The organism is Streptomyces sp. NPDC039462 (assembly GCF_055639375.1).
In genome coordinates, this window is the sequence record NZ_JBVKAO010000001.1 from 2517605 (window position 1) to 2543791 (window position 26187).

A 26187-nucleotide genomic window follows, 5' to 3' on the forward strand; every position below is an offset into this window, starting at 1 on the left:
CTACCGTGAGGGGGTCCGGGCCACCGACTCAGGGGGCGCTCCCATGCGCTCAGTGCTCCAGAACCGCACGTACCGCCGCCTGTTCACCGCTCAGGTCACGGCCCTGGTGGGCACGGGCCTGGCGACCGTCGCCCTGAGCCTGCTGGCGTACGACCTCGCGGGCGCGGACGCCTCCGCGGTCCTGGGCACCGCGCTGGCCATCAAGATGATCGCCTACGTGGGTCTCGCTCCGGTGATCGGCGCCTTCGCCGAACGCCTGCCCCGCAGGGCCCTGTTGGTGGCGATGGACAGCACCCGGGCCGGCGTCGCGCTCGCCCTGCCGTTCGTCGGCCACGTGGCGCAGGTGTACGTCCTGATCTTCCTCCTGCAGGCCGCTTCGGCCGCCTTCACCCCCACCTTCCAGGCCACCCTGCCCGAAATCCTGCCCGACGAGCGCGACTACCTCCGCGCCCTGTCCCTCGCCCGGCTCGCCCACGACTTGGAGAGCCTGCTCAGCCCGGTGCTCGCGGCCGGGCTGCTCACGCTGATCAGCTACAACTGGCTGTTCGCGGGTACCGCCCTCGGTTTTCTCGCCTCCGCCGCGCTTGTCCTGTCGGTCGTCCTGCCCGCGCCGCTCCCGGTCGAGCGCGATGGTGGCGTCCACGCCAAGGCGACGTTCGGCACGCGTCTGCACTGGGCCACGCCCCGGCTGCGCGCGCTGCTGGCGCTCGACCTCGCCGCGGCCGCCGGCGGCTCCATGGTCGTCATCAACACCGTCGTGCTCGTACGTGACCACCTGCACCGTGGGGCGGGCGATGTGTCGCTGGCCCTGGGCGCGTTCGGCGCCGGTTCCATGGTGGCCGCCCTGCTCGTGCCGCGCGCCGTGGAGCGCTTCGGCGACCGCCCGGTGATGCTGCCCGGCGGCTTCGTGCTCGGCACGGTCCTCGCGTCGTCCACCATCGGCCTCGCGCACGACTCGTGGTCCTGGCCCGGACTCCTGGCCGCCTGGGCACTGCTCGGCGCGGGCTCCTCCATGATCCTGACCGCGGCCGGCCGGCTGGTCCGCCGTTCCGCCGCGCCCGCCGACCTGCCCGCCGCGTTCGCCGCCCGGTTCGCCCTCACCCACGGCTGCTGGCTGCTCACCTACCCCCTGGCGGGCTGGCTGGCCTCCGCCGCCGGACTGACGACGGCCGCCGCGGTGCTCACCGGCGTCGCGTTCGCCGCCGCGACCTCGGCCGCGCTGCTGTGGCCGGCCCGGGACCCGGCCCGCCTCACCCACCTCCACACCACCCTGCCCGCCGACGACCCCCACCTCGCCGACGCCCACGCCGGACCGCACGGCTGGCGGCACGCGCACGACTACGTCATCGACGCCCGCCACCCGCGCTGGCCTGCCCCGGAGCACGCCCCCGGGCCGCGCCGGCACCCACCTCGGCCAGCTTCCCGCCGCCCACAAGACGTGCCCGCACCGTCACCCGTGCGTCCTCGGGGGCACGCACGGCCAGGAAGCGGCCGCGCTTCTCGGCGTCGACCTCACCTCTGACGGACGTCACGGAGATCCGGGTGACCTCGCGGCTGCCCGCGGCGAGGAGGTACCGGTGCCCGGAACCCGCCGTCCACCGAGCGCTCGCCACCACGTGCTGACCGAACCGGCTGCACGCGGCCGTGGACCCGGCCCGCCCGACGACCCGCGACGGCGTCGACTCCGAGGACCTGCGGAATCCGAGCAGTACGCTGCCGGATCCGCGCCACGTCGACGCGCGCGTGCAGGACCACACGGCGCGACCGCCGTCCTCGGGCAACTCCTGCGCGGCGAAGTCCCACTGATTGACGGCCCGTACGCCGTCGCCCCGCAGCTCGGGGAGGTGGCACGCGCCCCGCGCCCAGGCCGCAAGCGCCGCACTGCTGGTGGCCTCACGCGGCTGCCGGGCCGGCGCGCCGGTGCCGGGCAGCGGGGTGTAGCTGAGGTGGGCCGGAGTGAGGCCGCCCAGGTCGGCGACGAGGAAGGCGTGCTTCTCCACGATCCTGGCGGAGGAACGCAGTTGCATGACGGGCAGGCTGTCGCACGGCCCCGCGTCCGACGGGGCGTCGACCGCCTCGGTGAGACCCGCGCCGGACACGTCGAGCGGGCGGCCGGGCGCGTCGGGCCGCAGCAGGTCGCGGGACCGGGCCTCCGTGATCCACGGAGCGGTGAGATAGCGGGCCTTGCCACCGGCACGGCTGACGGCGAGCGCCGCCGCCGTGGTGACATCGGCGTCGTCGGCGCGGGAGAAGTCCAGGGACGCCGGTTCCGTCACGGCAAGCGGCTCGCCGTACCGGACCACGCGGCGGCCGTCGTGGAACAGCACGACGGCCTCTCCGTCCACGGCGTCGGCGTACAGCAACTGGGTTGTCCTGGGCGGTGGTTCGGTGGTCGTGGCCCCGGCGGCGCGGACACGGGTGCCGCGCGGCGGATCGGTCCACGCGGAGAGCGCGCGCGTGAGCAGGGCACGGTCGCCGGCGCGGGAGCCGCGGGCCGGCCACGCGGTGAAGTCCACCCGCGAGGTGTCGGCCCACACGGTGGGTGAGGTGCGGAGCAACGCGTCGGCAGTGATCGCGGGGCGGCCGCCCGAGGGCCGCGACGGGGCGCCCCCGGGCACGGGTACGGAGTCGAGCGTCGTCAGCACGGCGCAGCTGAGCGCGGCGATCCCCGCGGCGCACCAGCCGAGCCGGAACCGGCGCCTGCGGCGCAGCAGATCGGTGGGCCGGGTCTGGACGGAACAGGCGTCGAACTCCTGCGACCGCAGCAGCGCGCCCGCCGCGTCCCCCACGGCCTCCTCGACACGGCAGGCGGCACGCACGGCTTCCTCCGGATCGGACACGTCGGCGGCCGCGAGCAGTTCGACGACCTCGGAGCGGGCCAGACCGTCCAGACTGCCGAGGACGAACGCGGCGCGGGCGGGCGCGGAGACCCTGGAGAGGGTCTGCGCCAGCGCGATCTCCTCGGTGCCACCGGCGCGGGGGAAGAGCCGCAGGCCCCAGACGACCGGCAGCGTGGGGCGCAGCGCGCGGGGTGGCGGCAGGCGCTTCGGCCAGCCGCGCGGCCGACGCTCACGCGCCAGCGCCGCGCCCAGCACACGAGCCGTCATCCATGCCGTCTCCCGCGTGCGGTCGGCCGCCCGCGGCCGCGGAACCTGCGACGGCGCCCACCGCGCCGGGAAGCCGGGCAGGGCGCGCTGCACGAGGGCGTGCGCGGCGAGGACGCGCCGGTGTCGGCTGAGAGCGCTGGGCAGGGTGAGGTAGGCGAGGCGCACGAGCCGGGTGTACTGGTCGACGATGACGGCCTCGGCGCGCTCGAGGGTCACCGGCTGGGGCCCCTTCGCCCGGCGCCGTTGCGAAGTGCTCATCGATCGAAGGGCCTTCCGAAGGCTGACGGTGTGACGTCCTGACCTCCGTCAAACGAGTGAATCGTGCGATGGTCACCGCAGGGAGGAGCGGCCGCCGCCCCGGCCGTGGGACACACCGGTAACGTGCCCCCGTGCCCAGCCCGCAACAGCGCCCCCTCCTCTTCCTGGACGTCGACGGCCCCCTCATCCCGTTCGGTGCCACGTCGCGGGAGATGCCCGACGGCTATCCGACGTACCCCGCCGGCTCCGATGCGCGGGACGCCGGGGCGAATCCGCTGCTGGCCAGGGTCGATCCCCGACTCGGCGCCCGATTGCTGGCGCTGCCGTGCGACCCGGTCTGGGCGACGACTTGGATGGCGGACGCGAACGAGTACGTGGCCCCGCGGCTCGGCCTGCCCCGACTGCCGCTGGTGGACTGGCCCGAGCCGTCGGACGCGGACGGGCGGGGCGGTCTGCACTGGAAGACGCCGACGCTCGTGGCGTGGGCGGCGGGCCGGGACTTCGCGTGGCTCGACGACGAGATCGGCGAGGTGGACCGTGCCTGGGTCGCGGCGCATCACCCCGGGCGAGCTCTGCTGTGCCGGGTCGACGCGCGGTACGGCCTCGGTGACGCGGAATTTCTCGCGCTGGAGGAGTGGCTGCACGCGGGGTGACTCCCTTGCGGCAGGGGGTTGTTGCTGTTCGGTGACATGGCGGACAGAGCTGTGACGTCGGCGGGGGCAACGCGCGTAGGGGGTCGCTGGTCGTACGTGGCGTGGGACCAAAGGGCGGCATCGAACGCCCGAACAGGCACTGTGACCAAGTGAGATGGGGCAAACCGTGGAGACGAAGAAGATGAACAGGCGCGGGACCAAGGGGATGTTCGTCATGGGGGCCGCGCTGGCGGCGGCGGGTGTCGTGGCCGGGACGGTGCCGGCCGCCGCGGCCGACACACCCCGCTTCCTCTCGCCGTCCGAACTGCCGCCGCACTCCTCGTCGGAGTGGACCGCGGGGCCGGTGACGGCGGGACAGCCGGACCCGCTGCCGATGTGCGTCGGCGAGGCGCTGCCGTCGATCTCCGTGCACCGCGCCTACCGCACGGACCTCGACACCGGTGCGCTGCAGGTGACCGTGGTCGAGCGCAGCGAGCAGCGGGCCAAGGACTTCGCCGCCCTCCTGCGCAAGAACCTCGACGGCTGCGCGAAGAAGGTGATGCAGCAGTACCCCGACATCACCGCGAAGCAGAAGTACTACGGCAAGGTGAACGCCGAGGAGGGCGCACACGTCTACGGCGTCCACACCACCGCCACGTGGGGAGCCTCCGACATCAACATGTTCTCCGTCGGCCGGGACGGGAACACCGTGACGCTCGTGCAGTGGGGCCAGATGGGCAACTTCGCGAACGCCCAGGTCGCCGACTTCAAGACCACGACCGCGACGGCCGTCAACAAGCTGTACTGACATATCGACTCCTCGACACTCCTCGGCCCCGGCAGGGCCCCGCGTGTGACATCGGTCGCCGCGATCGACCTCGGCATTTCCGGAACGGGGTGGGAGAATCGGCCGACAGACCGTGACTCCGCCCCGCTCCTTGCCGGTGCGGTGCGACGGTCGTGTCGTACGAGGATTCGGCCGGGGAGAGGCCGGGAGCCGGTATCGCACCCGGTGCCCGGTGTGGGGAGGAATCGACGGTGGTGGAGTGGCGGTACATCGCCAAGGGCGCAAGAGCCGTTCCTGAACCCATGGGCACGCCGTTCGTCTGGACGACGGCCTGCTCGGGCTCCCTGGTCCTTGTGATCACGTTCGACCTGCTCGGCGCGCTCGACCGCACCGGCCTCGCCCTCGCGGCGCTGTCCGTGCTCGCGGCGCTGGTCGGCATGCTCGGCCGGTTCGTCGCGGCGCCGGGCACGGCCCTGCTGTGCTGGGCCCTGCTGAACGTCTTCGCCACCCACCCCACCGGGGAGCTCTCCTGGGCCGGGCACCGGGATCCCGGCTGGGTGGCGTGCCTGCTGGCCGCCGCCCTCATCGGCACGGCGACGGCCCGGGTGTGGTACGCCCGGGCCGCGTACCGCCGTATCACGCCGTTCGACGGCGCCGCCTGACCCCCGTCCCGCAGCCGTGCACCTGCTCCGGCGGCGGCCGGCCATGCACGTCTTTGCATGACCATGCGCGATGATGCATACTCTTCCTATGTCTAAGGTCCTCACCTCCCTCCCCGCCGGCGAGCGCGTCGGCATCGCCTTCTCGGGCGGTCTCGACACCTCGGTCGCGGTCGCGTGGATGCGCGACAAGGGCGCCGTCCCGTGCACCTACACGGCCGACATCGGGCAGTACGACGAGCCCGACATCGCCTCGGTGCCCGGCCGCGCCAAGACCTACGGCGCGGAGATCGCACGCCTGGTCGACTGCCGTGCGGCGCTGGTGGAAGAGGGCCTTGCCGCACTCACCTGCGGCGCGTTCCACATCCGCTCGGGCGGCCGCGCGTACTTCAACACCACGCCGCTCGGCCGCGCCGTCACGGGCACCCTCCTGGTCCGGGCGATGCTCGAGGACGACGTGCAGATCTGGGGCGACGGCTCCACCTTCAAGGGCAACGACATCGAGCGGTTCTACCGCTACGGCCTGCTGGCCAACCCGCAGCTGCGGATCTACAAGCCCTGGCTGGACGCCGACTTCGTGACCGAGCTCGGCGGCCGCAAGGAGATGTCGGAGTGGCTGCTCGCCCACGAGCTGCCCTACCGCGACAGCACGGAGAAGGCGTACTCCACGGACGCCAACATCTGGGGCGCCACCCACGAGGCCAAGACGCTGGAGCACCTGGACACCGGCGTGGAGACCGTGGAGCCCATCATGGGCGTGCGGTTCTGGGACCCCGAGGTCGAGATCGCCGCCGAGGACGTGACGATCGGCTTCGACCAGGGCCGCCCGGTGACGATCAACGGCAAGGAGTTCTCCTCCGCCGTCGACCTGGTGATGGAGGCCAACGCCATCGGCGGCCGCCACGGCATGGGCATGTCGGACCAGATCGAGAACCGGATCATCGAGGCCAAGAGCCGGGGCATCTACGAGGCGCCGGGCATGGCCCTGCTGCACGCCGCGTACGAACGTCTCGTCAACGCGATCCACAACGAGGACACCCTCGCCCAGTACCACAACGAGGGACGGCGACTCGGCCGGCTGATGTACGAAGGCCGCTGGCTGGACCCGCAGGCGCTGATGGTGCGCGAGTCGCTGCAGCGCTGGGTGGGCGCGGCCGTCACCGGCGAGGTGACGCTGCGGCTGCGGCGCGGCGAGGACTACTCGATCCTCGACACCACAGGACCGGCGTTCAGCTACCACCCGGACAAGCTCTCCATGGAGCGCACCGAGGACTCGGCGTTCGGCCCGGTGGACCGGATCGGCCAGCTCACCATGCGCAACCTCGACATCGCCGACTCGCGCGCCAAGCTGGAGCAGTACGCGGGCCTCGGCCTGATCGGTACCGCCGCGGGCACGCCCATCGGCGCCGCGCAGGCGGCCGCGACGGGCCTGATCGGCACGATGCCGGAGATGCCGGAGGGCGGCGCCGAGGCCATCGCCTCGCGCGGCCGGGTCTCCGCCGACGACGAGCTGCTGGACCGTGCCGCGATGGAGTTCGGCACGGACTGACCGGACGATCCCCGTCTCATCGGGGAGCTCATCGCGGACGCGCAGGGCCGGTTCGACACCTCGGGTGTCGGGCCGGCCCTGTTCCCTTGCCCGTTCTTCTGGGTACTCGTGACGCCTGGACCGCGTGGGGAGGGCTATGACCAGAGGGTTTTACGCGACTGTAGAAGTATCGCTAAGGTGCCCGAGATGTTCTGCGACGGCGCAACACCCGCATCTGACGCAAGACGCGATCTCGCAGGCCCGGGGTCACCGTGGGGGGCACCTTGAGTGAGACCTCACGGCCGACGGGCCGCCGTCGTCACGCGATGCCGCTGCCTCCTCTACGGCCCATCGAGCTCCCCCCGCCACCTGCTCGCGTCCCAGCCGCGTACACGGCCCCGAGCGCATCGAGGCGGGCGGCGAAGCCCGCCAAGCAACGTGACGCGTTCTTCGACAACGCCAAGTACCTGGCGATCGTCCTCGTCGCCATGGGACACGCGTGGGAACCACTCCGCGGTGACAGCAGGGCCGCCGCCGCCCTGTACATCACCGTCTACACCTTCCACATGCCGGCGTTCATCGTCATCTCCGGCTATTTCTCCCGCAGTTTCGACGCGAGCCCGAACCGGATCAAACGCCTGGTCACCGGAGTCGCCGTACCGTATGTGATCTTCGAAGTCGCGTACACCTTCTTCAAGAGGCGGGCGGGCGACGACCCGGACCACCCCATCAGCCTGCTCGACCCCTGGTACCTCACCTGGTTCCTGGCCGCGCTGTTCATCTGGCGGCTCACGACCCCGCTGTGGCAGATCGTGCGCTGGCCCCTGCCGCTCGCGCTCGCCATCGCCGCGCTCGCCTCCGTCTCCCCGGACATCGGCGACGACCTCGACCTGCAACGGGTCCTGCAGTTCCTCCCCTTCTTCGTCCTCGGCCTCGTCCTCAAGCCGGAGCACTTCCAGCTGGTGCGCCGCCGCGAGACCCGGATCCTGGCCGTACCGGTCTTCGCCATGGCGCTGGCCTTCGCCTACTGGGCCGCTCCGCGGATGAACGCCGCGTGGTTCTACCGCCGCGACAGCGCCCAGGAACTGGCAGCGCCCGGCTGGTCCGGCGCCGTCATGACGTTCGCGCTCTTCGGCTGCTCACTGGTCCTCGTCGCCTGCTTCTTCGCCTGGGTGCCGGGGCGCAAGCTGTGGTTCACGGCCCTGGGCGCCGGCACGCTCTACGGCTACCTCCTGCACGGCTTCCTCGCCAAGGGCTCCCGCTTCTGGGGCTGGTACGAGGCCGCCTGGGTCCACCGGCCGCTCGGCGAGATCACGGTGACTCTCGTCGCCGGGGCCGTGATCACCCTTTTGTGTACATCACCCGTACAGCGGATGTTCCGCTTCGCCATGGAGCCGAAGATGGCGTGGGCCTTCACGCAGGACGCCACCGCTCTCGCCAAGGGGGCCGGGGCGACGGGCAGAAGGGCCCATGCGAGGACCCGCACAAAGAAGCCAGGGCGAGAGGGCAGAGTCGAGTGAGTCGTCCGGCCCGGCCGCCCGCCATCCACTTCGAGCACGTCGTCGAGACGCTGCCGGCGGGCCGCCGGGCCGTCACCATGCTGGACCCCGACGACCGCCACGTGGGCAGCCTGGAGTACCAGATCTGTCACCCGTGCCGGCTCGGCCACATCGGCAACATCGCCGTCGCCGCCCACTGGCAGGGCCAGGGCCTCGGGCGGCACGCCGTCCACACGGCCCTCACCGCAGGCCCGGAGTACTCCTGGTCCACGTCGCGGCAGTCGTCCGAGGGGCGCCGCTTCTTCGCCGCCATGGAGGACGAGACGGGAGTCGCCTTCCCGCCGAAGGGGGAGCGGTGCCCGCACATGGACCCCCGCGTGCTTCCGCTCAGCACCGGGGACGGACGCCGCGTCGGGTGGCGTGCGGCGCTCTGGTGGTGCAAGCGGGGAATAGAGGACAGCACCTGACCGCGTCTCCTGCGACGGTGGTCCTCGACCCGAGAGATCCGAGGAGCGGCCCCATGCCCACCAACGCCCCGACCGTGCTCGACGCCCGAACACTCGGCCGCGCCACGCTCGCCCGGCAACTCCTCCTCGACCGCGCCGACATGCCGGCCCTGGACGCGGTCGCGCACCTCTGCGGGCTGCAGGCACAGGAACCGCAGGAGCCGTTCGTCGGACTCTGGTCGAGGCTGCGCGCCTTCGCACCTGGCGCCCTCTGTGACCTGCTCGTCGAGCGCCGTGTGGTCCGTACGCATCTCATGCGCCGTACGATCCACCTCGTCACCGCCGAGGATGCCCTGGCCTGGCGCTCCCGGCACGACGCGATGCTGCGCCAGCGGGTGCTCGGGGTCTACCGCCGGGACCTCGACGGCGTGGATTTCGACGAACTCGCCGCCGCGGGCCGGGCGGTGCTGGCCGACGGGGAGCCGCGCACCATGGCCGAGCTCACGCGAGCCGTCGCCGACCGCTGGCCGGCGCCACCGCCGCGCGCACTGGGGGAGATGCTGATCGGGGGTCTCGTGCCCATGGTCCAGGTGCCGCCCCGCGGCCTGTGGCGCACGAAGGCCGGCGTGCGCAACGCCCCGCTCTCCACTTGGCTGGGACGAGACATCGACCCGCCCTCCCCGGACGGCTCCGATCCCGTCGGCCAGAGTCTGCTGCGTCGCTACCTGGCCGCCTACGGCCCCGCCGCCACGGCCGACCTGCGCGCCTGGAGCGGCCTCGCCGGACTCCCGGCCGCGGTCGCCGCGGCCCGCGCGGAACTGGTCTCCTTCCGCGACGAGCGCGGGCGTGAACTCCTCGACCTGCCCGAAGCCCCGCGCCCGGATCCCGACACCCCGGCGCCGGTGCGCTTCCTGCCCGCGTTCGACAACGCGATCCTCGGCTACGACGACCGCAGCCGGATCATCGACGACGCCCACCGCGGCCTGTCGGTCGCCGGGGAACGCGTCGTCCTGGTCGACGCCCGGGTCGCGGCGACATGGACCGTGGAGAAGGAGACCGTGCTGGTGACTCCGCTGCGCCGCTTCTCCCGCGCGGAGCACGCCGAAGTCGAGGAGGAGGGCGGCGCGTTGGCGGCGTTCCTGTCGGACGGGACGAACGAACGCGTACGGGTGGACGCGCGGCTCCCACGTTGACCCGGCGGGCATGTGCTCGCGGTGAGGGGGTGACCGAATCGGGGACGGACCGTTGAGCAGGGCACTGAACTGGCGAAGTCGGCACCTGTGTGGGGGGCCGAGCAGGCCAGGAGGAGAGGTGCGCAATGCAGTCCACCGCCACGACAGACTTCACGGGAGTCGCAGAAACCGCGCTATGGACCCTGTACCACCGCGCGGCCGAGGCGGTCCGGAAAGACACCGTACTGCCGGACCCCCAAGCGGCCCGGCTGGTACGCGAGTTGGACTTCCCCTTCCGCCAACGCCTCGGACCCGCCCGGCCCTGGGTGGCCCAGACCCTCGCACTGCGAGCCCTCGCGTTCGACGGTGTGGTGCGCGCATTCCTCTCCACCCACCCCGAAGGCACCGTGATCGCACTCGGCGAAGGCCTGGAGACGACGTTCTGGCGGGTCGACAACGGTCAAGTGCGGTGGCTATCCGTCGACTTGGCCGACCCGCTCGCGCTGCGCACCCGCGTACTGCCGCACGGCAGGCGCCAGTGCCACGTCCCCTGCGACATCAGCCGCGACCCCGACAGCTGCTGGACGGAGCTCGTGGACCCCTCGCGAGGCGTACTGGTGACCGCCCAGGGGCTGTTGATGTACCTGGACGCTGCCCGGGTACACCAACTGATCGCCGCCTGCGCGGAAACCTTCCCCGGTGGCGCGATGGTCTTCGACACCGTCTCGCGCCGATTCAGCGCGCGCTGCCGGACCGGCGGAAAGGGCCCGGGAGGCTACCGTCTCCCCCCGATGCCCTGGGGAATGGACGCTGACGGACACCGGACCCTGCAAACGGTCCACCCCGCCATCACCGAGATCCGGGACGTCCCTCTCCCCGTCGGCCGCGGCCTCACGGGCCACGTGGTCTCCCGGGCCGCGACCCTGCCCGTCCTTCGGAGCAACCGGCCTCTCATCACCAGCCTGCGCTTCCGCGCGGCGGTCTAGGGCCTGTCCGGGCGCCCCTGTGCGAAGTCGTCAGCGCCAGGCGGCGCAAGCCCTCCCTGTCAATTGATAACGATGCGTTCTGGGTCCATCCCGGATTGATCTTTCCCCCGACCCCACATCAAGCCCTAGCCTGCGGATAACGCGTCCGGCCCAACACAGGAGGTTTCCATGGCCAAGGGCTACTGGGTCAGTGTCTACCCCGCCATTTCCGACCCTGAGACGCTGACTGCCTACGACAAGCTGGCCGGTCCGGCCGTCCAGGCCGGGGGCGGGCGTACCATCTCCCGGATCCCGTCCCGGGGCGGTCGAGTCGTCGCCCACGAGGCCGGAATCCCGCAACGCGTCGTTCTGGTCGAGTTCGACAGCTTTGAACAGGCCGTCGCGGCATACGAGAGCGAGGCGTACCAGAAGGCGCTGGTGGCGCTCCCCGCCGGCGTCGAGCGCGACTTCCGCATCGTCGACGGCATCGACTGACGGGCGGGGCGGGGCGGGCCCAGCCATCGCTGTCGTGAAAGTCTCCCGCGTGGGCCACTAAGCCACGTGAGTCCTGCTCATGTCGTCTCGTGGTGGCGGGGATCCAAGGCGGTGAGTTCTTCCGCCGACAGGCGCAGGGAGCCGACGGCGACGTTCTGGGCGAGGTGGTCGAGGTCGCCGGTGCCCGGGATGGCCAGGACGTGAGGGCCCTGGTGGAGTGTCCAGGCCAGCCGGATCTGGGCTGCGCTCACGCCGTGGGCGCGGGCGACGGCGTGCACCTCCGGGCTGTGGTCGGTGGTCGCGCCCCCATCGCGTCCGGTACCGGCGATCGAGTAGAACGGCACGAACGCGATGCAGGTTCACCACGTCGAGGTGGTCGCGGCCGAGCCGGCGCAGGTTCTCCTCGACCTGGCCGCGCAGCTGCTCGGGCGTGGCGTGCGGCAGCCATTGGCCTGAAGGGTCGCGGCCCGGTCCGACCTTCGTGGCGATGACGAGGTCGTCCGGGTAGATGGCCAGTGCCCGGTTGATCAGTTCGTTGGCACAGCGCAGCGACGAGAAGTAGAACGCGGCGGTGTCGATGTGGTTCACGCCGAGTTCGACCGCGCGGCGCAGCACTCTGATCGCCTGGTCGCGGTCGCGTGGGATGACATCGGCCGCGAATGCCTCGCCGTACTGCGTCAGGCGCATCGCGCCGAAACCGATCCGGTTGACCGTCAGGTCGCCGAGCTTCCAGGTGCCCGATGCCGCCGCGGTGACCGTGTGTGAGGTCATGGCGGGATGATCTACGCACGGTAGGCTGGCCCGCCATTGATTCACGCATGCCTGAATCCACTGAGGAGCGTTCATCGTGGCGGAGCTGGCGTTCTCTACGAGTGATCGGGCGCAGGTACGGTTCGCCGTCTCACCGATGTGGGAAGTCGCACCCAGCTTCCGACTGCTGACGTCCGCAGCCGCACATCCGATCCACCGGCCCTGGGTCGACCAGGTGCGCCCGCGCATGGTGGCCGCGGGGCTGGACCGGGGCTGGCTCCGCGAGTTGGTTCCGCCCACCGGCGGCTACGTCCCCGACTTCCTCAACCCCGCCCCTGTGAACTCAGCGCAACGACCCTCAAGGCCTCCTGGCCAGACTCGCAGAAGAGCTCGAAAAGTACTGGGAGCTGGTACTCGCCCCCTACTGGGCACGAATCCGGGCAGTCCTGGACGCAGACATCCTTTACCGTGCCCGCCTGGCCGCCGAGCACGGCACCGGTCACCTCCTCAACGACCTGCACACGTCGTTGAGCTGGGACGACGACGCGCTCCGGATGTCCAACCGAAAGCAGCCGCTGACCCGCACGACGGCAGGCACGGGACTGCTGCTGATCCCCTCGGTCTTCACCGGACCAGGGTTGCGCACCCGAACGACGCCGCCGGACCCGCCCCAACTCGCCTATCCGGCGCGCGGTGTCGGCTCACTGTGGGCGAAGCGCCCCGTAGCCCGGACCGACACGCTCTCCGCCGTGCTCGGCCGCTCACGGACCCTGCTGCTGTCCGAGTTGGAGATCCCGGCCTCCACCACACAGCTGGCCCACCGCACCGGACTCTCCCCCGCAGGGGTGTCCCAATACCTCACCGCACTCCGCAACGCGGGCCTGGTCAGCGCCCACCGCGCCGGCCGCTCAGTCCTCTACGCCCGCACCGCCGCAGCGGAATCCCTTCTCCAAGCCGCCTCCGCCTGACCTCACGCACCCTCTGGTCGTCAGACGAAGAAGGCGTTCATCCCGGGCACGTCGGAGAGATAGGTCTCGATGCTCGCGATCTTTCCATCGCGGAGCCGGCAGGCCGTCGTCAGGTGTTCGTCCAGCACGGCGTCCTCCCGCTGCGCGGTGTTGTGCAGCGAGAGCGCCATGTTCTCCCTGCTGACCAGGACGTGCAGCAGCTCGAAGTTGAGACCGTACGAGGCGATCCGCTGAGCGCGCTCCACCACGGCGTCGGCGCCTTCCGCCGTGCCGGAGATGGTGTTGTCGCCGGGCAGGGTCCAGGTGGCGTCGTCGTGCAGCAGGGCCCGGATGCCGTCCCAGTCGCCTGAGGCGAGGGCCCGGTGGAAGGTGCGCCCGAGGGCGAGGGCGGCTTCGTTGGTTGACATGGCATTCCCTTCGAAAACGCTAAAGCGGTGATCTCTGCTTTAGTGCGACTGTAGGCGCACCGCCCGCTAAGGCACAAGTCTTTGCTTTAGAGTGGAGGGGTGAACGCTGACGCATCGACGAAGCGGCCCGGCGGCCGCAGCAGCCGCGTCCGCGCCGACGTGCACAGCGCCGTGGTCGCGCTGGTGGGCGAGCGCGGCGCCGACCAGGTGACCCTCCCCGCTGTGGCCAAGCGCGCGGGGGTCAACTCCAGTACGCTCTACCGGCGTTGGGGCACGCTCGCCGCGCTGATGGCCGACGTCGCCGAGCACCGCGGTGAGGCCGGCGCGCCCCCGCTCGTCGGCGATCTGCGCACCGACCTGGAGAATCAGGCGGCCTGGACCTTGACGGAGCTCTCCCGGCCCGGCGGCATCGCGTTCTTCCGTGCCGAGGTCGCGCCCGACATCGACGAGCGGCACGCGGGACTGCGGGAGTGTCTGCGCAGGGTCAGCGCGCGCTTCGGTCCCGTCCTCGACGCGGCCCGGGAGCGCGGCGACACGCCTCCGCCCCCGTCTCTGGAGCAGATCCTGGACCGGATCGTCGCGCCGCTCTACTTCCGGGTGGTCTTCTCGATTCCCGATACGGACGAGGCGTACGTCCGCGACCTTGTAGCGGGGCTTCTCGTGGAGCCCCGGGCCTGAGTTCTGCGGGTGCTAATCGACGCGGCGCGCCCGGCGCCGCCGCAGCGGATGCGTCGCCCTGTCCCTGACGAGGAACAGGTGCAGCGCCAGCGGGACCAGGAAGAGGGGCAGGGCCGCCCACACCGGCCATGGCAGCCGGAACCGGCCCAACGGCGTCATGGAGTCTGCTTCGTAGCCGGTGGTCACGTACGCGTTGTCGTCGATGGCCCGGGTGTCAAGGGAGACCAGGGTCGGGTCGTTGGCGTCGCCCGGCTTGTAGAAGCCGCCGAGCGCGTAGTAGCGCCCGTAGCGGGACCGGCCCTCCGGGCTGAAGTGGACGGTGACTTCCTGGCCGTACTCAAAGGCGGGGGAGGGTCCGTGCTCCGTCTTGTTCCACGTGATCCCGCATGTCATCCCCTCATTTCCCACGCACCTGGTGGGCAACGCCATGCGCACCGGGTGGCCGTAGCGCATGGCGTATTCGGCCGAGTCGTGGACGGACTGTGCGACGGCGCCGAATACGGCCACCAGTACGGCGACAGCAACCGGCACCACGGTGAGCGTCACCTCGGCCAGGACCAGCGCCAGGACGGAAGTGGTCGCCACACCTGCTGCGACGACAGCGAGCAGGGCCAACCCGAGTCGGTAGGTCGGCGGCTCGGTGATGAACACACCGAGGGTCAGGCAGCCCACCGCCAGCGTCAGCGCGCCCGACACGTGGAGGGCCAGCGGCAGACCGCGTACGCCCTTGTAGTACCGCACGACCGGTACCGCCGCCACCATCACCACGGACAGGGCGGTGACCGTCCAGACGTAGCCGTTGTTGGGGCCGGGGTCGGCCACTGCCACTTCCACCAGGACGATGGCCAGGATGACGACGAGGAGCACACAGCACCCCTCTGTCGACTCCCTGTCCCAGCCGCTGTTCTCGTCCGTCGTGCCCTTCTCCAGCGTGACGCGTTCGGTATCGGCTCCAGCCGGTCCGGTTTCCGTGTCCCCTGTCGCCCACACAGCGAGCACTGCCATGAAGGGCACTCCGACCAGGGCCGTCACGATCGCCACCAAGATGCCCTGAGCCACTGACATGTGCCGTCCTTCTGTTCGTCGTGCAGATCGCTGGAAGTCATCGGAAGCCCCAGCCCGGCAAGGGCCGGACGCCGGGGAATATCAGGAGGAAATGCGCCTGGCGCGGCGCCGGCGGATCAGGAACCTCAGCACCAGCACCCCGAACAGCGAGACGCCCGCCACCCCGAGCCACCGCCCCGCCACGGCCACGAAGCCCTCGTCGTCCTCCTGCACAGACAGCCCCAGGGCTTCTGACGTGCCACCGCCCCTGCCTTCGCGGCTCTTTTCCTCGACGCTGTGGCTGTCCTCCGCCGGGACGCCTCCGCCGAGCCAGGCCTGTCCCTTCCCCCTGTCCCTCGTGGGCTCGTCGAGCGACCGGCTGACGCTTCGGGTCAGCCCGGGCCAGGAAGACTCCACCCGGTCGGCGCTCAGGGAGGTGAGTCGTACGTCGGTGAAGTCGACGCCGCCGTAGATGTACGTCTTCATGTACACCCGATCGTCCTTGCGGGTGCGGTGCGTCACCTTGAACTCGCCTTTGGTGTACGAGCGCACGTACGCGTCGAAGGTGTCCCTCGGCTTCCACTTCTCTCGCGTGACGTACGCGTCGACATCACCGTCGTCGATCATCGACCCGTAGGTCGTGCTCTTGCGCAGGCTCAGCTCCCGGTACCACTCGGCGGCGATCCTGCTGAGGTACACGCGTCGCAGCTCGGCGTACTCCGGAGCGGTGTTCACCGCCTTGACCACGTGGGGCAGGATCATCCGCCGGAACTGGGACTCGTTGTGCTCCTGCACCTGCGCGGACTGCTGAGGACAGGTGGCCTTGCCCGAGCCGTCGTGCTGCTTGAGGTACTGCGTCTCCATCTGGACGTCCAGCGGCGACTTGAGGATGTGCAGCTCGTCGCCCTCGGTGTACACTGTCGCGGGCGCAGGCACGATCCAGGTGCGGAACGACGTGCACTTGCCCGACAGCGACTGCCAGTACTCGGCGCCGCGTTCCGTGTCCGGGTGGATCAGCTTGCCGGTCGTCTTCTTGAGCATGAGGTCTGCTTCCAGCAGCACCCGTCCCGTCTCCGTGCGGCCGAGCCGGGAGTCGATGATCCGGTCCGGTTCGTTGGGGCTGAGGTTCACCCAGAACGTCGACGGGTTCAGCTGCAGCCAAGTGAAAAAGGAGTCGGAAGCGTTCCGCGCGTTCGCGAGGCCCGTGAGCGGACTCCCCTTGCTGGATGCCTCGACGGGTGCCTGGAAGGCGTACCGCAGGCCGTTGCCCGGGCCCGGGTCGGCCAGGTAGCGCAGTTCGAGCCGGGTGAAGTCGATACCGCCCGCGTCCCGCGCGCCGGCCGCGAGTCCCTGCGCGAGGCCGCCGGGCTTCGGCGAACTCTGCTCGCCGCAGTCTGCGGTGCGGCCCGCTGTGAAGGCGGCTCGCTGCACGCCGGAGCCGGAGCCGGAGCCGGAGCCGGGGGCAGGGCGCGGCACGCTGTGCGCCGGTGTCGGGGGGCAGTTCGACGGCCGGGCGGTGAACAGGTGGCCGGCCGCTTGCTTCAGTGCGGCGGTCCCGGCTTCGAATTCCCCGGTGTCGTACCGGGAGGCGGGGTGGATGATCCGGACATGGGGATTGCCCTGGTAGGCCTTCGCGAGGATCTCGGCCTGTCTTCTGTTCTCCGCGACGAACACCACATTGTCGGCCTGGTTGTCGTTGCCGGGCAGCTTCTTGTTGACCGTGTTGCTGTAGTGCCCGATGTTGACGGGGTCGATGTAGGAGCGGGAAGTGCCCGTCGCGTCGACGACGTCCACGCTGACGAGCCGCCCGCTGCTCCAGGCGAGCTTCAGCATGTCGGCGGTCGTTCCGGAGAGCGCGCCCGAGGCGATCCTCCCCTTGGGGACCAGCAGCTTCTTCTCGTCGTCCTCCTTGTCGTCCTGGTAGATGTACTCGAAACCGGTCCTGGTCCTGCGGTCGTAGGCCAGCCCCGCCTTCTCCAACTGCTCGTTCATGAAGGCGAGGGCGTCGATCGTGTACGTGTTGTCTCCCGTGTCACCGATGCGGTGCGGGACGCCGTTCGCGTCGATGATGAACTTGCCGCCGTCAATGGTCGTCTTCGTGAGTGGAGGGCCCCACTGGGTGTAGACGGGCGGGGTGGGCGAGGGGCCGCGGACGGCCCCCGGCGCCATCCCCGATCCGGCGCCGAGCAGGGCCGCGACACCAGCGACGACCACCACCAACAGGGCCGCCCAGCGCCGGCGTTCCGGTGAACCTGCCCGGGGCCAGATCACGTTCCGTCGACACATGACCGACCGCACCCCCTCATGTTGCACTGACGCGACATTCTTCTCAGGGGTGATCCATACACCGCGCTTCGTGCTTCAGGCAGGCAAAGTTGGGCCAGTTGGACCAGAAGGATGAGTCGGTGGTGGGCGCGGCCCGCTTCGGCCCCGGTCGGTCGACGCCGGTCGGCTCAGTCCGGGTCGGCCCGGTACCGGTCGGTCCTGCTCAGCGTCCCGGTCACGCTGATGCCGGGGGCGAAGTGCCGGGAGGTGTGCGGGAGAGGGACCTCGGTGAGCTTGCCGTCGTGGAGCATCCAGAGCCCGAAGCAGTCGTCCTCTTCGTCGCGGACGAGAACCTGGACGGAGTACGGGTCGGGCCACGGCAGGGACTCCAAGTGAGGCAACAGCCCGTACCAGTTGTGCCGGGTGAACTGGACGACCCAGGCGTAACACTCTCGCGAGCTGGAGTCGGCGCCCGCGAAGACGGAATTGTCGACGCGGGTGAAGCACTGGTACCACTCGCGGTCGGCGGACGGGCGGGTCAGCGGCTCCATCACCTCCTCGGCATCGCGAGCGAGGACGATGACCTCGGCGTATCTGCTCATCCCCGCAGTCTGCCCCGCCCTGCGACGTCTCGACGGCACACCACGCACGCGCCCGTCATGAGCCGCAGCAGCCGCCGGCGTCTTCCTGCTGGGCGTCGGGGGCGCCGGGGGTGTCGAACAGGCCGGCGCCGCCGCACACTCCGGTCTCGGGGAGGGTGAGCTCGACGCGGTCGGCGGAGTCGAGGTCGCCGGCGATCGCGGCGGCGACGGAGCGGACCTGCTCGTAACCGGTCATGGCGAGGAACGTGGGGGCGCGGCCGTAGGACTTCATCCCGACCAGGTACACGCCGGCTTCGGGGTGGGACAGCTCGCGGTGGCCGTGGGGGTAGACGGTGCCGCAGGAGTGCTGGTTGGGGTCGATCAGCGGCGCCAGCTCGACCGGTGCCTGGAGGCGCTCGTCGAGGCCCAGGCGCAGCTCGTCGAGGAAGGACAGGTCCGGGCGGAAGCCGGTCAGCACGATCACCTCGTCGACCGCGGTCAGGCGGCGTCCGTCCTCGCCGACCAGGGTCAGGTGGCCGTCGGCGTCGCGCCCGATCTCCTCGGTGCGGAAGCCGGTGACCGCCTCCGCGTGACCGTCGTCGACGGCGGCCTTCGCCGCCAGGCCCAGGGCGCCGCGTGCCGGGAGCTGGTCGGCCTCGCCGCCGCCGAAGGTGGCGCCCGAGATGCCCCGCCGCAGGATCCACACTCCCTTCGTGCCCGCGCCGTCGTCGGACGTGGCGAGGTCGGCGAGGGAGGCGAGGGCGGTGAAGGCGGAGGCTCCGGAGCCGATGACGGCGGTGCGCTTGCCCGCGTACCGGGCGCGGACGGCGGGGTCCTTGAGGTCGGGGACGCGGTAGGTGATCCGGTCGCTCGCCGCCTTCTCGCCGAGCGCGGGAAGGCCGCTGCCGCCGGCCGGTCCCGGCGTGGCCCAGGTGCCGGAGGCGTCGATGACGGCGCGGGCGAAGACGCGCTCCTCCCGGCCTTCGGCGGTGGTGACGTGCACGACGAACGGCTGGGTTTCGCGGTCGGCGTCGACGACGCGGTCGCGGCCGGTGCGGGAGACGCCGGTGACGGTGACGCCGAAGCGGACTCGTTCTCCAAGGACGTCGGCGAGGGGCTTGAGGTACCGCTCGGCCCAGTCACCGCCGGAGGGGTAGGTGTTCGCGTCGGGCTTGGTCCAGCCGGTGGGGGCCAGCAGCTTCTCGGCGGTCGGGTCGGTGACCTCGCCCCAGGTGGAGAACAGCCGCACATGCGCCCACTCGCGCACCGCGGCGCCCGCGGACGCTCCGGCCTCGAGGACCAGCGGCGTGAGGCCGCGCTCGGTGAGGTGGGCGGCGGCGGCCAGGCCGACCGGGCCGGCCCCGACGACCACGACGGGCAGCTCGGTGGTGGTGACGTGGTTGATCGGCGCAGTCACGGCGACTCCTCTGTTTCGACATCTGTCGATGACCTGGGCCGCCAGGATGCCACCTGCTTTGACGGGCGTCAACATAGACGTGTATCGAATTAGGGGAGCTGTGGCTCAGGCGCGGCGGGCGAGTTTCACCGCGGACACGAGCAGGATCAGGGCTAGTGCGGGGATGAGCACGAGGTCGGAGAACACGCCGAGCAGCAGCCCGCCCAGCAGCGCACCGGTGATCGACCCCGCGGCCATGACCAGGGCGAAGCGAAGATTGGCACCCAGCACCGCGAAGCTGCCGTCGCGGCTGTAGCGCGCGAAGGCGACCAGCATGGTCGGCAGCGACACCAGCAGCGACAGGCTTCCCGCCGTCTTGATGTCCACCGCGAAGAGCAGCACGATCGTCGGAATCAGCAGCTCACCGCCGGCCACGCCCATGATGGCGGCGACCACCCCGATGCCGAAACCTGCCACGACACCGCACGACACCTGAGCCCACAGCGGCAGTGCGAGCGTCTGTACCGTGGCGATGTGCGTGACCAGCAGCGCCGCCGCCATGAGCACCATCAGCGCCGCCAGCACCTTGTACAGGGTGGAGCCGCGCATCCGTACGGCCCAGGCCGCCCCGGCCCACGCGCCCAGCAGGCTCCCGGCCAGCAGGTTGACCGCCACCGGCCAGTGCCCTGCCACCTCGGCAGCGGACACCGCCCCCAGGCGGGCGGGCAGCGCGACCAGGACGACGACCAGGCTCATCGCCTTGTTCAGGATCGCCGCGGAGAGTGCCGCGAACCCGAACAGGCCGATCAGCAGCGGCAGGCGGAACTCCGCGCCGCCCAGGCCGATCATTCCGCCGAGCACGCCGATGACCGCGCCCGCGCCGAACACCAAGGGCATGGAGCGAGTCTTGCTCGCGGGGCGGGTCGGGTCGGATGCCGGAGACGAAGTCATGACCGGCAGTCTTCAACGATCATGTCGCCGCCCGGCAGTGGAGAAAGCGACGAAACGAGCGGGGCTCCCACGTCCTTTCCGCGCGCACAGTGCCGCGAGCCGCAGCGGACGCTCGGCTACCCAGGAAGTCTCGCCTACCGTGCGTACGCACGAATCAGCAGCACCGGCGTCCCATCTTCGCGAAGTGGCGGTTGGACCTCTTGAGGTCCCACCAGTCGGCCATGAGGCTGCGCACCAGCTGGACCAGTTGGCGAAGGCGCTCAGGGTCGGGGTTGGCCGAGGTGAACACGTCCGCGAAGGATTTGTCGCTCCACGGCAGTGTGAACACCCAGCACTCGTCGGCGTGACCCTTGCGCTCGACGCTGAGCCGGTAGGTCAACGTGACGCTGCGGTTCTGGTGGTGATCCACCGTCAGGTCGGTGACGTCGAACCTGGTCGCGCCGTCGTCGGAGGTGAATGAGCTTGCCAGGACGCGCTCGGCCGGTGTGTGAGCGACCATGTGCACCTCACGGCCTAGACTGCGGGCGGCTCACGTTAGTCGTCGGCACCTGGCATCTGCTACCGGGTTTCCGGTGGCAGTGGGGCAGCGCAATCCCCCCGCGGAGGTGGCGGCGTCGTGTCGCCCGATTCTGCCTCTGCTGTGGTCAGCACCCTCGCGTTCAGGGCGCACTCGACCTGCTTCACCGTGTGGAACGTCACCAGGTCCTCGGGTCCTCCCTGGCGCCGCGGACCGCCGCCGACCAGCATGCCGACGAGCATGGCGCCGTACACCTTGTGCCCGTCGATCTCCGTGTCGATCGGCACGAAGACGGGCGCGCCGGAGTCGCCCCCGTGCACGATGTTCACGCCTTCCTTCCCCGCGAGGACCAGACCTCGCGTGCACACGCGTCGGGGCGCCTCGTCGCCGCAGGACTCGCCGCCGGTGAGCTGGTACACCTCGATGTCGCAGACCAGCTTGGTCACCTTGCCGCTGACGCACACCTTCTGGCCGACCACCGGCCCGTCCACCTTGCCGAGGACGCGGCGGGCGACGGGTGTGCCCGGCGTACCGCCGTCCGTCCAGAGGGTCGGCGCGTACACCTGCGGCTTGATCCGGGTGCCGCTCAACAGCGCGGCGTCCACCGCGTCGTCGTAGAACGACCTGACGAACGTGCCGAACCGGAACTCTCCCGAGGTCGCCTCCGTCCCGGTCGGCGCGCAGTGTCCTGCCGTGGTCATGGCGCGCTTGCCGTCCTCGACCCTGCGCACGGCGAACCCCGACGAACAGGCGGCCGTCCGGCCGCCGTAGGTCATGCGGATCTCCGCGCCGCCACGATGCGGCTGCTGGTCGTTGAACCTGCTCACCGGGGCACCGGACGCCGGCGAGGACCACATCAGGGCCAGGACCAGTGCCATCAGGCAGCTGACGAAGGAGCGTCGTGTCATCGGCTTCCTCCCGAGGAGCGCGAAGTTGATCAGAGCTCGAAGTCGACGCGCCCGAGCAGGCCGACGGTCAGGCCGAAGTAGTCGGCGTGGACCAGTCGCCGGGCCGCGGGCAGCGCGGAGCCGTTCACCGGCACGGTGTCCGTGGCCGTGTCCTGGTCGGTGCGGTAGAGCTCGTACTCCTGCACGAGAAGCCGGTACGAGGTCAGCGGTTGACCGGTCGGCGCGGGGATTCCGCCGCTCCAGACGAACGCGCCGCCGTCGGGACGACATGTCAGCTCCACCGGCGCGCCCACCTGCCGCCAGTCCATCTCGTCCGACTGCAGACTCGCCCGGCTCTGCACGCTCACGACGACCCGGCGGCTCGCGCCCGCGGCCACCGCCCCGGTGCCGCTCAGCTCACCGAGTTCGTTGTACGTCACGGGGCCGCTCAGCCGGACGGCGAGCAGGTCACCCTCCCGGCGCCCGGTGACCGACCGTGGCGGGACCAGCTGCGCGAACTCGGCGCGCTCCACCTTCGAGAGGTGCAACGGGTCCACCGAGTACGGCTGGTAGCGGGCCAGCGCGAGCCGCACGTACGGGAAGTACGTCGTCCCGGCGACGGCCGCGTCGGCGAAGTCCACGTCGATGTCGACGTACCAGAGCCGCCGCTCCGAGTGGTACGCCGGCGAGAACGCCACCGCGTCGACCGCGACCGGCGCCGCGTCGGTCGACTCCGCGAGGCGCAGGCCGGTGAGGCGCTGCGCCGCGTTCGGGAAGTGGGCGGCCGCGGGGCTCGGCAGGACCGTCGTGTCGGCCCAGACGGGGTCCACGCCCCAGCGGGTGGCGAAGGTGTCCGGCAGGGCCGTGCCGACCGGGTCGAGGAGCACGGCCAGCATCTCGTCGTCCCCGGAGGAGAACCACGGCCGGTTCAGATAGACGCGGAGGCCCGCGGTCCTGCGGTGCCGGGTGACGGAGTCACGGGCCTCGTCGACGGTCCGCTGCCAGCGGAAGGTCGGCACGACATAGGCCACCGCCGGTGGCTCGGGGCGACGCGAACTGGGCACGGCCAGGGGCGCGGCGGTCGGCCCGACGCGGGTGACGTTGGCCCGGTCCTCGGTGATGCTGGGGTGGAAGTACTCGCGGAACCGGGTGACGGCCGTCGGGGTGTAGCGGACGTCGCGGTGCCTGGTGTCGCCGAACTCGTGGGTGCGGTCGACGTGTTCCTCGTCCGCCACGTAGGCCAGCTTGATGTCCTCCAGGTGGGTGTGCCCGGCGATCCGGGTGGGCGCGGGCTGGGTGACGTCGTCCAGCCACTCGCTCCAGTGCGCGTCCAGCTCGACGTGCCCGCTGCTCTCGGCATGGCCGGTCAGTGTTCCCGTCAGCTGCGCCGCGGTCTGCTCGGCCGTGCGGTGGCAGGCCAGTCCGTCGAGCCTGGGCGGGCGCACCGGCTTCTCCACCGCGTGCACCAGGGTCAGTTCGACCCACGGCGTCAGCATCCAGTTCTCCCCGTCGGCGCTCGCCCGCGTGACGAAGGTCTTGTCCGCGTCGGACAGGTCCGCCCAGAACGGCGAAGCGGTCAGCAGGTTCCACTGCCGCAGCAGCGGCAGCTTGTCCGCGTCGAGGTAGCAACTCAGCCTGACCGTGGCGATCTCGCCCTTCGTGAGGAACACGTCGAGCACGCGCTCGACCAGACCGTCGCGCCAACGGGGTTCTCCGTCACCCTCGTTGATACGGATCCTGAAGGGTTTGGCCTGCGGCCACGGGCCGGGGAACGGGACCTTGCGGTTCTCCGTGTCGCCGGGCAGACCGCGCAGCATGACGCCCTCGGCCAGCACGTCCGGCAGGTACGGCAGGATCAGCTGGTCTGCGCTGTGCACCACGAACTCGCCCTGCTCCAGGCAGGCGCCGCGGCGGGGGAGGGGCAGCCGGGTGAGTGGCAACGGGTCGTGCACGTCGTGCTTGGCGATGTGGATCTCGCCCGCACGCAGCAGATCGTGCTCCAGGTACGGCCACTCGGGGTCCCGCACCTTGGTGTCCAGGAAGGACCCGGACTCGCGCGACGCGACGGCGACGTACTCCTCACGCACCTGAGCGGGCTTGCCCGGGCCGAAGACGGCGTCGAACACGCCGTGTTCCTCGGCCATCTGCAGAGCGGTCTTCGGGGGCGCCACGTGCCGCTCCGAGACCGGCTTGTACCGCCGGTCCAGACCGTCGACCTCCGAGCGCGCGTCGTGGTCGGGGACGTCCGAGCGCCGCAGGGCGTACTCGTCGGTGGAGATCGCCCGGCCGTCGTCGGTGACGGTGCTGCGGATGACCAGGCGCTCGGTGGACTCGCCTTCGTTGAACGGCAGGAGCGGCATCACCACGGGCTGGGGCACCGGCTCCCAGCGGCCGTACGTGATCGCGTCCGAGTGCACGGCGTCCGGAGTGCTCGCCGTGTGGTCCAAGCCGTTGCCCGCCAGGTCGACGGCCCTGGCGCGCATGCGGTAGGTGCGGCCGAAGCGCAGCGCGGGCAGCGAGCCGGGCTCCGGGGTGAACTTGGTGTCCAGCGGCACGTCCGGCGACACCGGCGGGGCGGGCGCTTCCGGCTGGTCGTCCAGGCCGATGGTGCGGCCGGGGCGCGGAGCCGCCAGACTCCAGCCGTCCCAGCCGAACACGGCCTGGTGTCCGTACAGTTGGCGTTCGTCGGCCGCGTCGACGGTGACCGCGCTGGCACGCACCAAACCCTCGTCGGGGCGGACCTGGATCTCGACGGGCTGCTGTCCCGGCCGGCGGACGGTGTAGCGGCCCCTGCGCCGCAGCAGCGAACGCCACTGTGCCACCCGCCCGGTGGCGGGATCCACGACGCCGATGTCCACGCGGTAGCCGCGCAGCAGGTCCATGGCGGTCAGGACCGCGTCACCGGTGGCTGCCTGGCGGCTCACGTCGGCGCCGATGAGTCCGGCGAGATGCCGGTCGCGGTCCGTGTGCAGCAGGGTGATCCCGGCGCCGCGGGCCGCCGGTGTGCCGGTGCCCGACACCAGGTGGGCGACCGATTCCGGGTCCGTCGGCAGGTCGCTGTTCCACAGGCTGTCGATCGAACGGGCGTAGTCGACGTGCTTGAGCGCGGCGCCGTCCACGTCGAGCTCCGTGAGGTGCCAGGCCTCGCGGTCGCCGAGGTTCAGCATGCGGTCGCTGAGCGGCGCGCCGTCCGTGGCGGCCGCCTGGAACACACTGCCCCGGGTGAACCGGATCTGTGTCCACGGGCACTTGCCCGGAGCGTTCAGCGTGGCCGCGTCGGCGAGGCCGTCGTCGAAGTGCACACGGACCTTCGCGCCGTCCGCCACGCCGGCCGGCATCGCGAAGCTCAGGTCGAGCACTAGGCCGAACCGCCGCTGCAGCTCCGGATAGTCGCCCAGCAGCCCACATGCTTCGTGGAAGTCGATCCGGTGCGCCGGCTCCTCGGCGAGGTCCGGGGCGTCCGGCTCCTTCCCCCGGTCGTAGAAGCGGGCGGCTTCGGCCAGCGGCAGCATCCTCCTGTTGTCACCGGTGTACGCCTCGCTCGTGCGGTCCATGTACCGCGGCCGGTGACCGTCGTCGCCCACCGCGTGCACACCGCGCGGGCGCAGGGCGCTCTCCAGGATCTCGTACCCGCCCTTCAGGTCGCGTCCCAGTTCGAGCACCGTGTCCGGGATGATGTCGATGACCCGGTACAGCGCCGGGAGCTCCCAGCCGCGGTGGTCCGTCGGCGGCTCCTCGCACAGTGAGCGCTCGTCACGGGCCCATTCGGTCCGCAGCCTGCTCCGCGTGGTGTCCACCGCGACCGCCTCGTACAGGCCGGTGACCTCGTCGTGCACCAGCTTGCCCGGATATGAGCGCAGCGTGCGCCGCTCGTCGGCGGCGAGGGTGGTGGGCGGTCGCGGCGGAGGGCGGACGAAGGTGTCGTCGCGGAACAGGGCTCGCCACAGGGTGGGATCGGCGGCCGGGTAGCGGCCGGTCGGCCGGAACGTCGTGACGGTCGTGCCCGCCGGGCTGTCGAATTGCAGCCACAGCGCCGGCAGCAGAGCGGCGAGCCGCTCCGGCCACCGCGCGAAGTAGGCGGACTGACCGAGCGCGCCGATCCCGGTCAGGCTGGGGCTGACAAGCACGGACACACAAACGGTGTCGGCGTCGGCCACGCCGTCCGGCAGTACGGTCCATCGGATGCTGTCCATGG

At 71.1% G+C, this 26187-nt stretch carries 21 protein-coding genes and 2 pseudogenes; 12 read left to right on the forward strand and 11 right to left on the reverse strand.

Annotation, left to right across the window (positions count from 1 at the left end):
• Window positions 1-43 precede the first annotated feature (43 nt).
• Window positions 44-1366: pseudogene (locus ACZ7LU_RS10380) on the forward strand (MFS transporter); the annotation flags it as partial.
• Here ACZ7LU_RS10380 and ACZ7LU_RS10385 read toward each other — a convergent pair.
• Entirely contained in the window at window positions 1344-3365 is a 2022-nt protein-coding gene (locus ACZ7LU_RS10385) for a hypothetical protein (protein WP_471916386.1), read from the reverse strand. The pseudogene ACZ7LU_RS10380 and the gene ACZ7LU_RS10385 sit on opposite strands and share 23 nt — an antisense overlap.
• Before the next feature lie 131 nt (window positions 3366-3496).
• Between ACZ7LU_RS10385 and ACZ7LU_RS10390 the strand changes: the two genes are divergently transcribed.
• From ACZ7LU_RS10390 to ACZ7LU_RS10430, 9 genes are all read left to right on the forward strand, one after another.
• Complete coding sequence (locus ACZ7LU_RS10390) at window positions 3497-4018, forward strand: HAD domain-containing protein (RefSeq protein WP_471916387.1); 522 nt, start codon at window positions 3497-3499, stop codon at window positions 4016-4018.
• A 181-nt stretch (window positions 4019-4199) separates the two neighbouring features.
• A complete protein-coding gene (locus ACZ7LU_RS10395) occupies window positions 4200-4805 on the forward strand; it encodes a hypothetical protein (RefSeq protein WP_398311692.1) in 606 nt (201 codons plus the stop codon).
• A 281-nt stretch (window positions 4806-5086) separates the two neighbouring features.
• A complete protein-coding gene (locus ACZ7LU_RS10400; RefSeq protein ID WP_398311465.1) occupies window positions 5087-5446 on the forward strand; it encodes a hypothetical protein in 360 nt (119 codons plus the stop codon).
• 88 nt (window positions 5447-5534) lie between these two features.
• Window positions 5535-6992, forward strand: coding sequence for an argininosuccinate synthase (argG, locus tag ACZ7LU_RS10405; protein WP_398311467.1), 1458 nt, complete (start codon window positions 5535-5537; stop codon window positions 6990-6992).
• Between the two features lie 305 nt (window positions 6993-7297).
• Window positions 7298-8491: an acyltransferase family protein gene (locus ACZ7LU_RS10410; RefSeq protein WP_471916527.1), complete on the forward strand. Its 1194-nt coding sequence runs from the start codon at window positions 7298-7300 to the stop codon at window positions 8489-8491.
• Window positions 8488-8937: a GNAT family N-acetyltransferase gene (locus ACZ7LU_RS10415; protein ID WP_471916388.1), complete on the forward strand. Its 450-nt coding sequence runs from the start codon at window positions 8488-8490 to the stop codon at window positions 8935-8937. The genes ACZ7LU_RS10410 and ACZ7LU_RS10415 overlap by 4 nt, the downstream gene beginning before the upstream one ends.
• A 53-nt stretch (window positions 8938-8990) precedes the next feature.
• On the forward strand, window positions 8991-10109 hold the full coding sequence (locus ACZ7LU_RS10420; RefSeq protein ID WP_471916389.1) for a winged helix DNA-binding domain-containing protein: 1119 nt from the start codon (window positions 8991-8993) through the stop codon (window positions 10107-10109).
• A 125-nt stretch (window positions 10110-10234) separates the two neighbouring features.
• Entirely contained in the window at window positions 10235-11074 is an 840-nt protein-coding gene (locus ACZ7LU_RS10425; RefSeq protein ID WP_471916390.1) for a class I SAM-dependent methyltransferase, read from the forward strand.
• A gap of 168 nt (window positions 11075-11242) precedes the next feature.
• Window positions 11243-11548 carry a DUF1330 domain-containing protein gene (locus ACZ7LU_RS10430; protein ID WP_468084922.1) on the forward strand — a complete coding sequence of 102 codons (306 nt, stop codon included), beginning with the start codon at window positions 11243-11245 and terminating at the stop codon, window positions 11546-11548.
• Window positions 11549-11625: 77 nt separating this feature from the next.
• Here the strand turns inward: ACZ7LU_RS10430 and ACZ7LU_RS10435 are convergent.
• Window positions 11626-12319: pseudogene (locus ACZ7LU_RS10435) on the reverse strand (aldo/keto reductase).
• Window positions 12320-12705: 386 nt separating this feature from the next.
• On the opposite strand from ACZ7LU_RS10435, the gene ACZ7LU_RS10440 reads away from it, so the two are divergent.
• Window positions 12706-13266, forward strand: coding sequence for an ArsR/SmtB family transcription factor (locus tag ACZ7LU_RS10440; protein ID WP_471916528.1), 561 nt, complete (start codon window positions 12706-12708; stop codon window positions 13264-13266).
• 20 nt (window positions 13267-13286) lie between these two features.
• On the opposite strand, the gene ACZ7LU_RS10445 is transcribed toward ACZ7LU_RS10440, so the two are convergent.
• Window positions 13287-13673, reverse strand: coding sequence for a nuclear transport factor 2 family protein (locus ACZ7LU_RS10445; RefSeq protein ID WP_468315472.1), 387 nt, complete (start codon window positions 13671-13673; stop codon window positions 13287-13289).
• 99 nt (window positions 13674-13772) lie between these two features.
• On the opposite strand from ACZ7LU_RS10445, the gene ACZ7LU_RS10450 reads away from it, so the two are divergent.
• Window positions 13773-14351 carry a TetR/AcrR family transcriptional regulator gene (locus tag ACZ7LU_RS10450; protein WP_471151962.1) on the forward strand — a complete coding sequence of 193 codons (579 nt, stop codon included), beginning with the start codon at window positions 13773-13775 and terminating at the stop codon, window positions 14349-14351.
• A gap of 12 nt (window positions 14352-14363) precedes the next feature.
• Here the strand turns inward: ACZ7LU_RS10450 and ACZ7LU_RS10455 are convergent, their stop codons facing one another.
• The 8 genes from ACZ7LU_RS10455 to ACZ7LU_RS10490 all read right to left on the reverse strand — a co-directional run bounded on the left by ACZ7LU_RS10455 (window position 14364) and on the right by ACZ7LU_RS10490 (window position 26185).
• Window positions 14364-15416: a hypothetical protein gene (locus tag ACZ7LU_RS10455; protein ID WP_471916391.1), complete on the reverse strand. Its 1053-nt coding sequence runs from the start codon at window positions 15414-15416 to the stop codon at window positions 14364-14366.
• An 81-nt stretch (window positions 15417-15497) separates the two neighbouring features.
• A complete protein-coding gene (locus tag ACZ7LU_RS10460) occupies window positions 15498-17681 on the reverse strand; it encodes a hypothetical protein (protein WP_471916392.1) in 2184 nt (727 codons plus the stop codon).
• A gap of 167 nt (window positions 17682-17848) precedes the next feature.
• Window positions 17849-18262 carry a hypothetical protein gene (locus tag ACZ7LU_RS10465; protein ID WP_471916393.1) on the reverse strand — a complete coding sequence of 138 codons (414 nt, stop codon included), beginning with the start codon at window positions 18260-18262 and terminating at the stop codon, window positions 17849-17851.
• 55 nt (window positions 18263-18317) lie between these two features.
• The gene (locus ACZ7LU_RS10470) at window positions 18318-19646 is read right to left on the reverse strand and encodes an NAD(P)-binding domain-containing protein (protein ID WP_471916529.1); all 1329 of its coding nucleotides are present in this window, start codon (window positions 19644-19646) and stop codon (window positions 18318-18320) included.
• A 117-nt stretch (window positions 19647-19763) separates the two neighbouring features.
• Window positions 19764-20588: a TSUP family transporter gene (locus tag ACZ7LU_RS10475; RefSeq protein ID WP_471916394.1), complete on the reverse strand. Its 825-nt coding sequence runs from the start codon at window positions 20586-20588 to the stop codon at window positions 19764-19766.
• A 154-nt stretch (window positions 20589-20742) separates the two neighbouring features.
• Window positions 20743-21087, reverse strand: coding sequence for a hypothetical protein (locus ACZ7LU_RS10480; protein WP_471916395.1), 345 nt, complete (start codon window positions 21085-21087; stop codon window positions 20743-20745).
• Window positions 21088-21146: 59 nt separating this feature from the next.
• Window positions 21147-22013: a chymotrypsin family serine protease gene (locus ACZ7LU_RS10485; protein WP_471916396.1), complete on the reverse strand. Its 867-nt coding sequence runs from the start codon at window positions 22011-22013 to the stop codon at window positions 21147-21149.
• Between the two features lie 29 nt (window positions 22014-22042).
• Window positions 22043-26185, reverse strand: coding sequence for a hypothetical protein (locus ACZ7LU_RS10490; protein ID WP_471916397.1), 4143 nt, complete (start codon window positions 26183-26185; stop codon window positions 22043-22045).
• Window positions 26186-26187 lie beyond the last annotated feature (2 nt).

Excerpts from the sequence above, each read along its gene's own strand:
- ACZ7LU_RS10385 (WP_471916386.1), bottom strand. The coding sequence starts at position 3,365 with ATGAGCACTTCGCAACGGCGCCGGGCGAAGGGGCCCCAGCCGGTGACC.
- ACZ7LU_RS10395 (WP_398311692.1), top strand. The coding sequence starts at position 4,200 with ATGAACAGGCGCGGGACCAAGGGGATGTTCGTCATGGGGGCCGCGCTG.
- ACZ7LU_RS10400 (WP_398311465.1), top strand. The coding sequence starts at position 5,087 with ATGGGCACGCCGTTCGTCTGGACGACGGCCTGCTCGGGCTCCCTGGTC.
- argG (WP_398311467.1), top strand. The coding sequence starts at position 5,535 with ATGTCTAAGGTCCTCACCTCCCTCCCCGCCGGCGAGCGCGTCGGCATC.
- ACZ7LU_RS10410 (WP_471916527.1), top strand. The coding sequence starts at position 7,298 with ATGCCGCTGCCTCCTCTACGGCCCATCGAGCTCCCCCCGCCACCTGCT.
- ACZ7LU_RS10420 (WP_471916389.1), top strand. The coding sequence starts at position 8,991 with ATGCCCACCAACGCCCCGACCGTGCTCGACGCCCGAACACTCGGCCGC.
- ACZ7LU_RS10425 (WP_471916390.1), top strand. The coding sequence starts at position 10,235 with ATGCAGTCCACCGCCACGACAGACTTCACGGGAGTCGCAGAAACCGCG.
- ACZ7LU_RS10430 (WP_468084922.1), top strand. The coding sequence starts at position 11,243 with ATGGCCAAGGGCTACTGGGTCAGTGTCTACCCCGCCATTTCCGACCCT.
- ACZ7LU_RS10445 (WP_468315472.1), bottom strand. The coding sequence starts at position 13,673 with ATGTCAACCAACGAAGCCGCCCTCGCCCTCGGGCGCACCTTCCACCGG.
- ACZ7LU_RS10455 (WP_471916391.1), bottom strand. The coding sequence starts at position 15,416 with ATGTCAGTGGCTCAGGGCATCTTGGTGGCGATCGTGACGGCCCTGGTC.
- ACZ7LU_RS10460 (WP_471916392.1), bottom strand. The coding sequence starts at position 17,681 with ATGTGTCGACGGAACGTGATCTGGCCCCGGGCAGGTTCACCGGAACGC.
- ACZ7LU_RS10465 (WP_471916393.1), bottom strand. The coding sequence starts at position 18,262 with ATGAGCAGATACGCCGAGGTCATCGTCCTCGCTCGCGATGCCGAGGAG.
- ACZ7LU_RS10475 (WP_471916394.1), bottom strand. The coding sequence starts at position 20,588 with ATGACTTCGTCTCCGGCATCCGACCCGACCCGCCCCGCGAGCAAGACT.
- ACZ7LU_RS10480 (WP_471916395.1), bottom strand. The coding sequence starts at position 21,087 with ATGGTCGCTCACACACCGGCCGAGCGCGTCCTGGCAAGCTCATTCACC.
- ACZ7LU_RS10485 (WP_471916396.1), bottom strand. The coding sequence starts at position 22,013 with ATGACACGACGCTCCTTCGTCAGCTGCCTGATGGCACTGGTCCTGGCC.
- ACZ7LU_RS10490 (WP_471916397.1), bottom strand. The coding sequence starts at position 26,185 with ATGGACAGCATCCGATGGACCGTACTGCCGGACGGCGTGGCCGACGCC.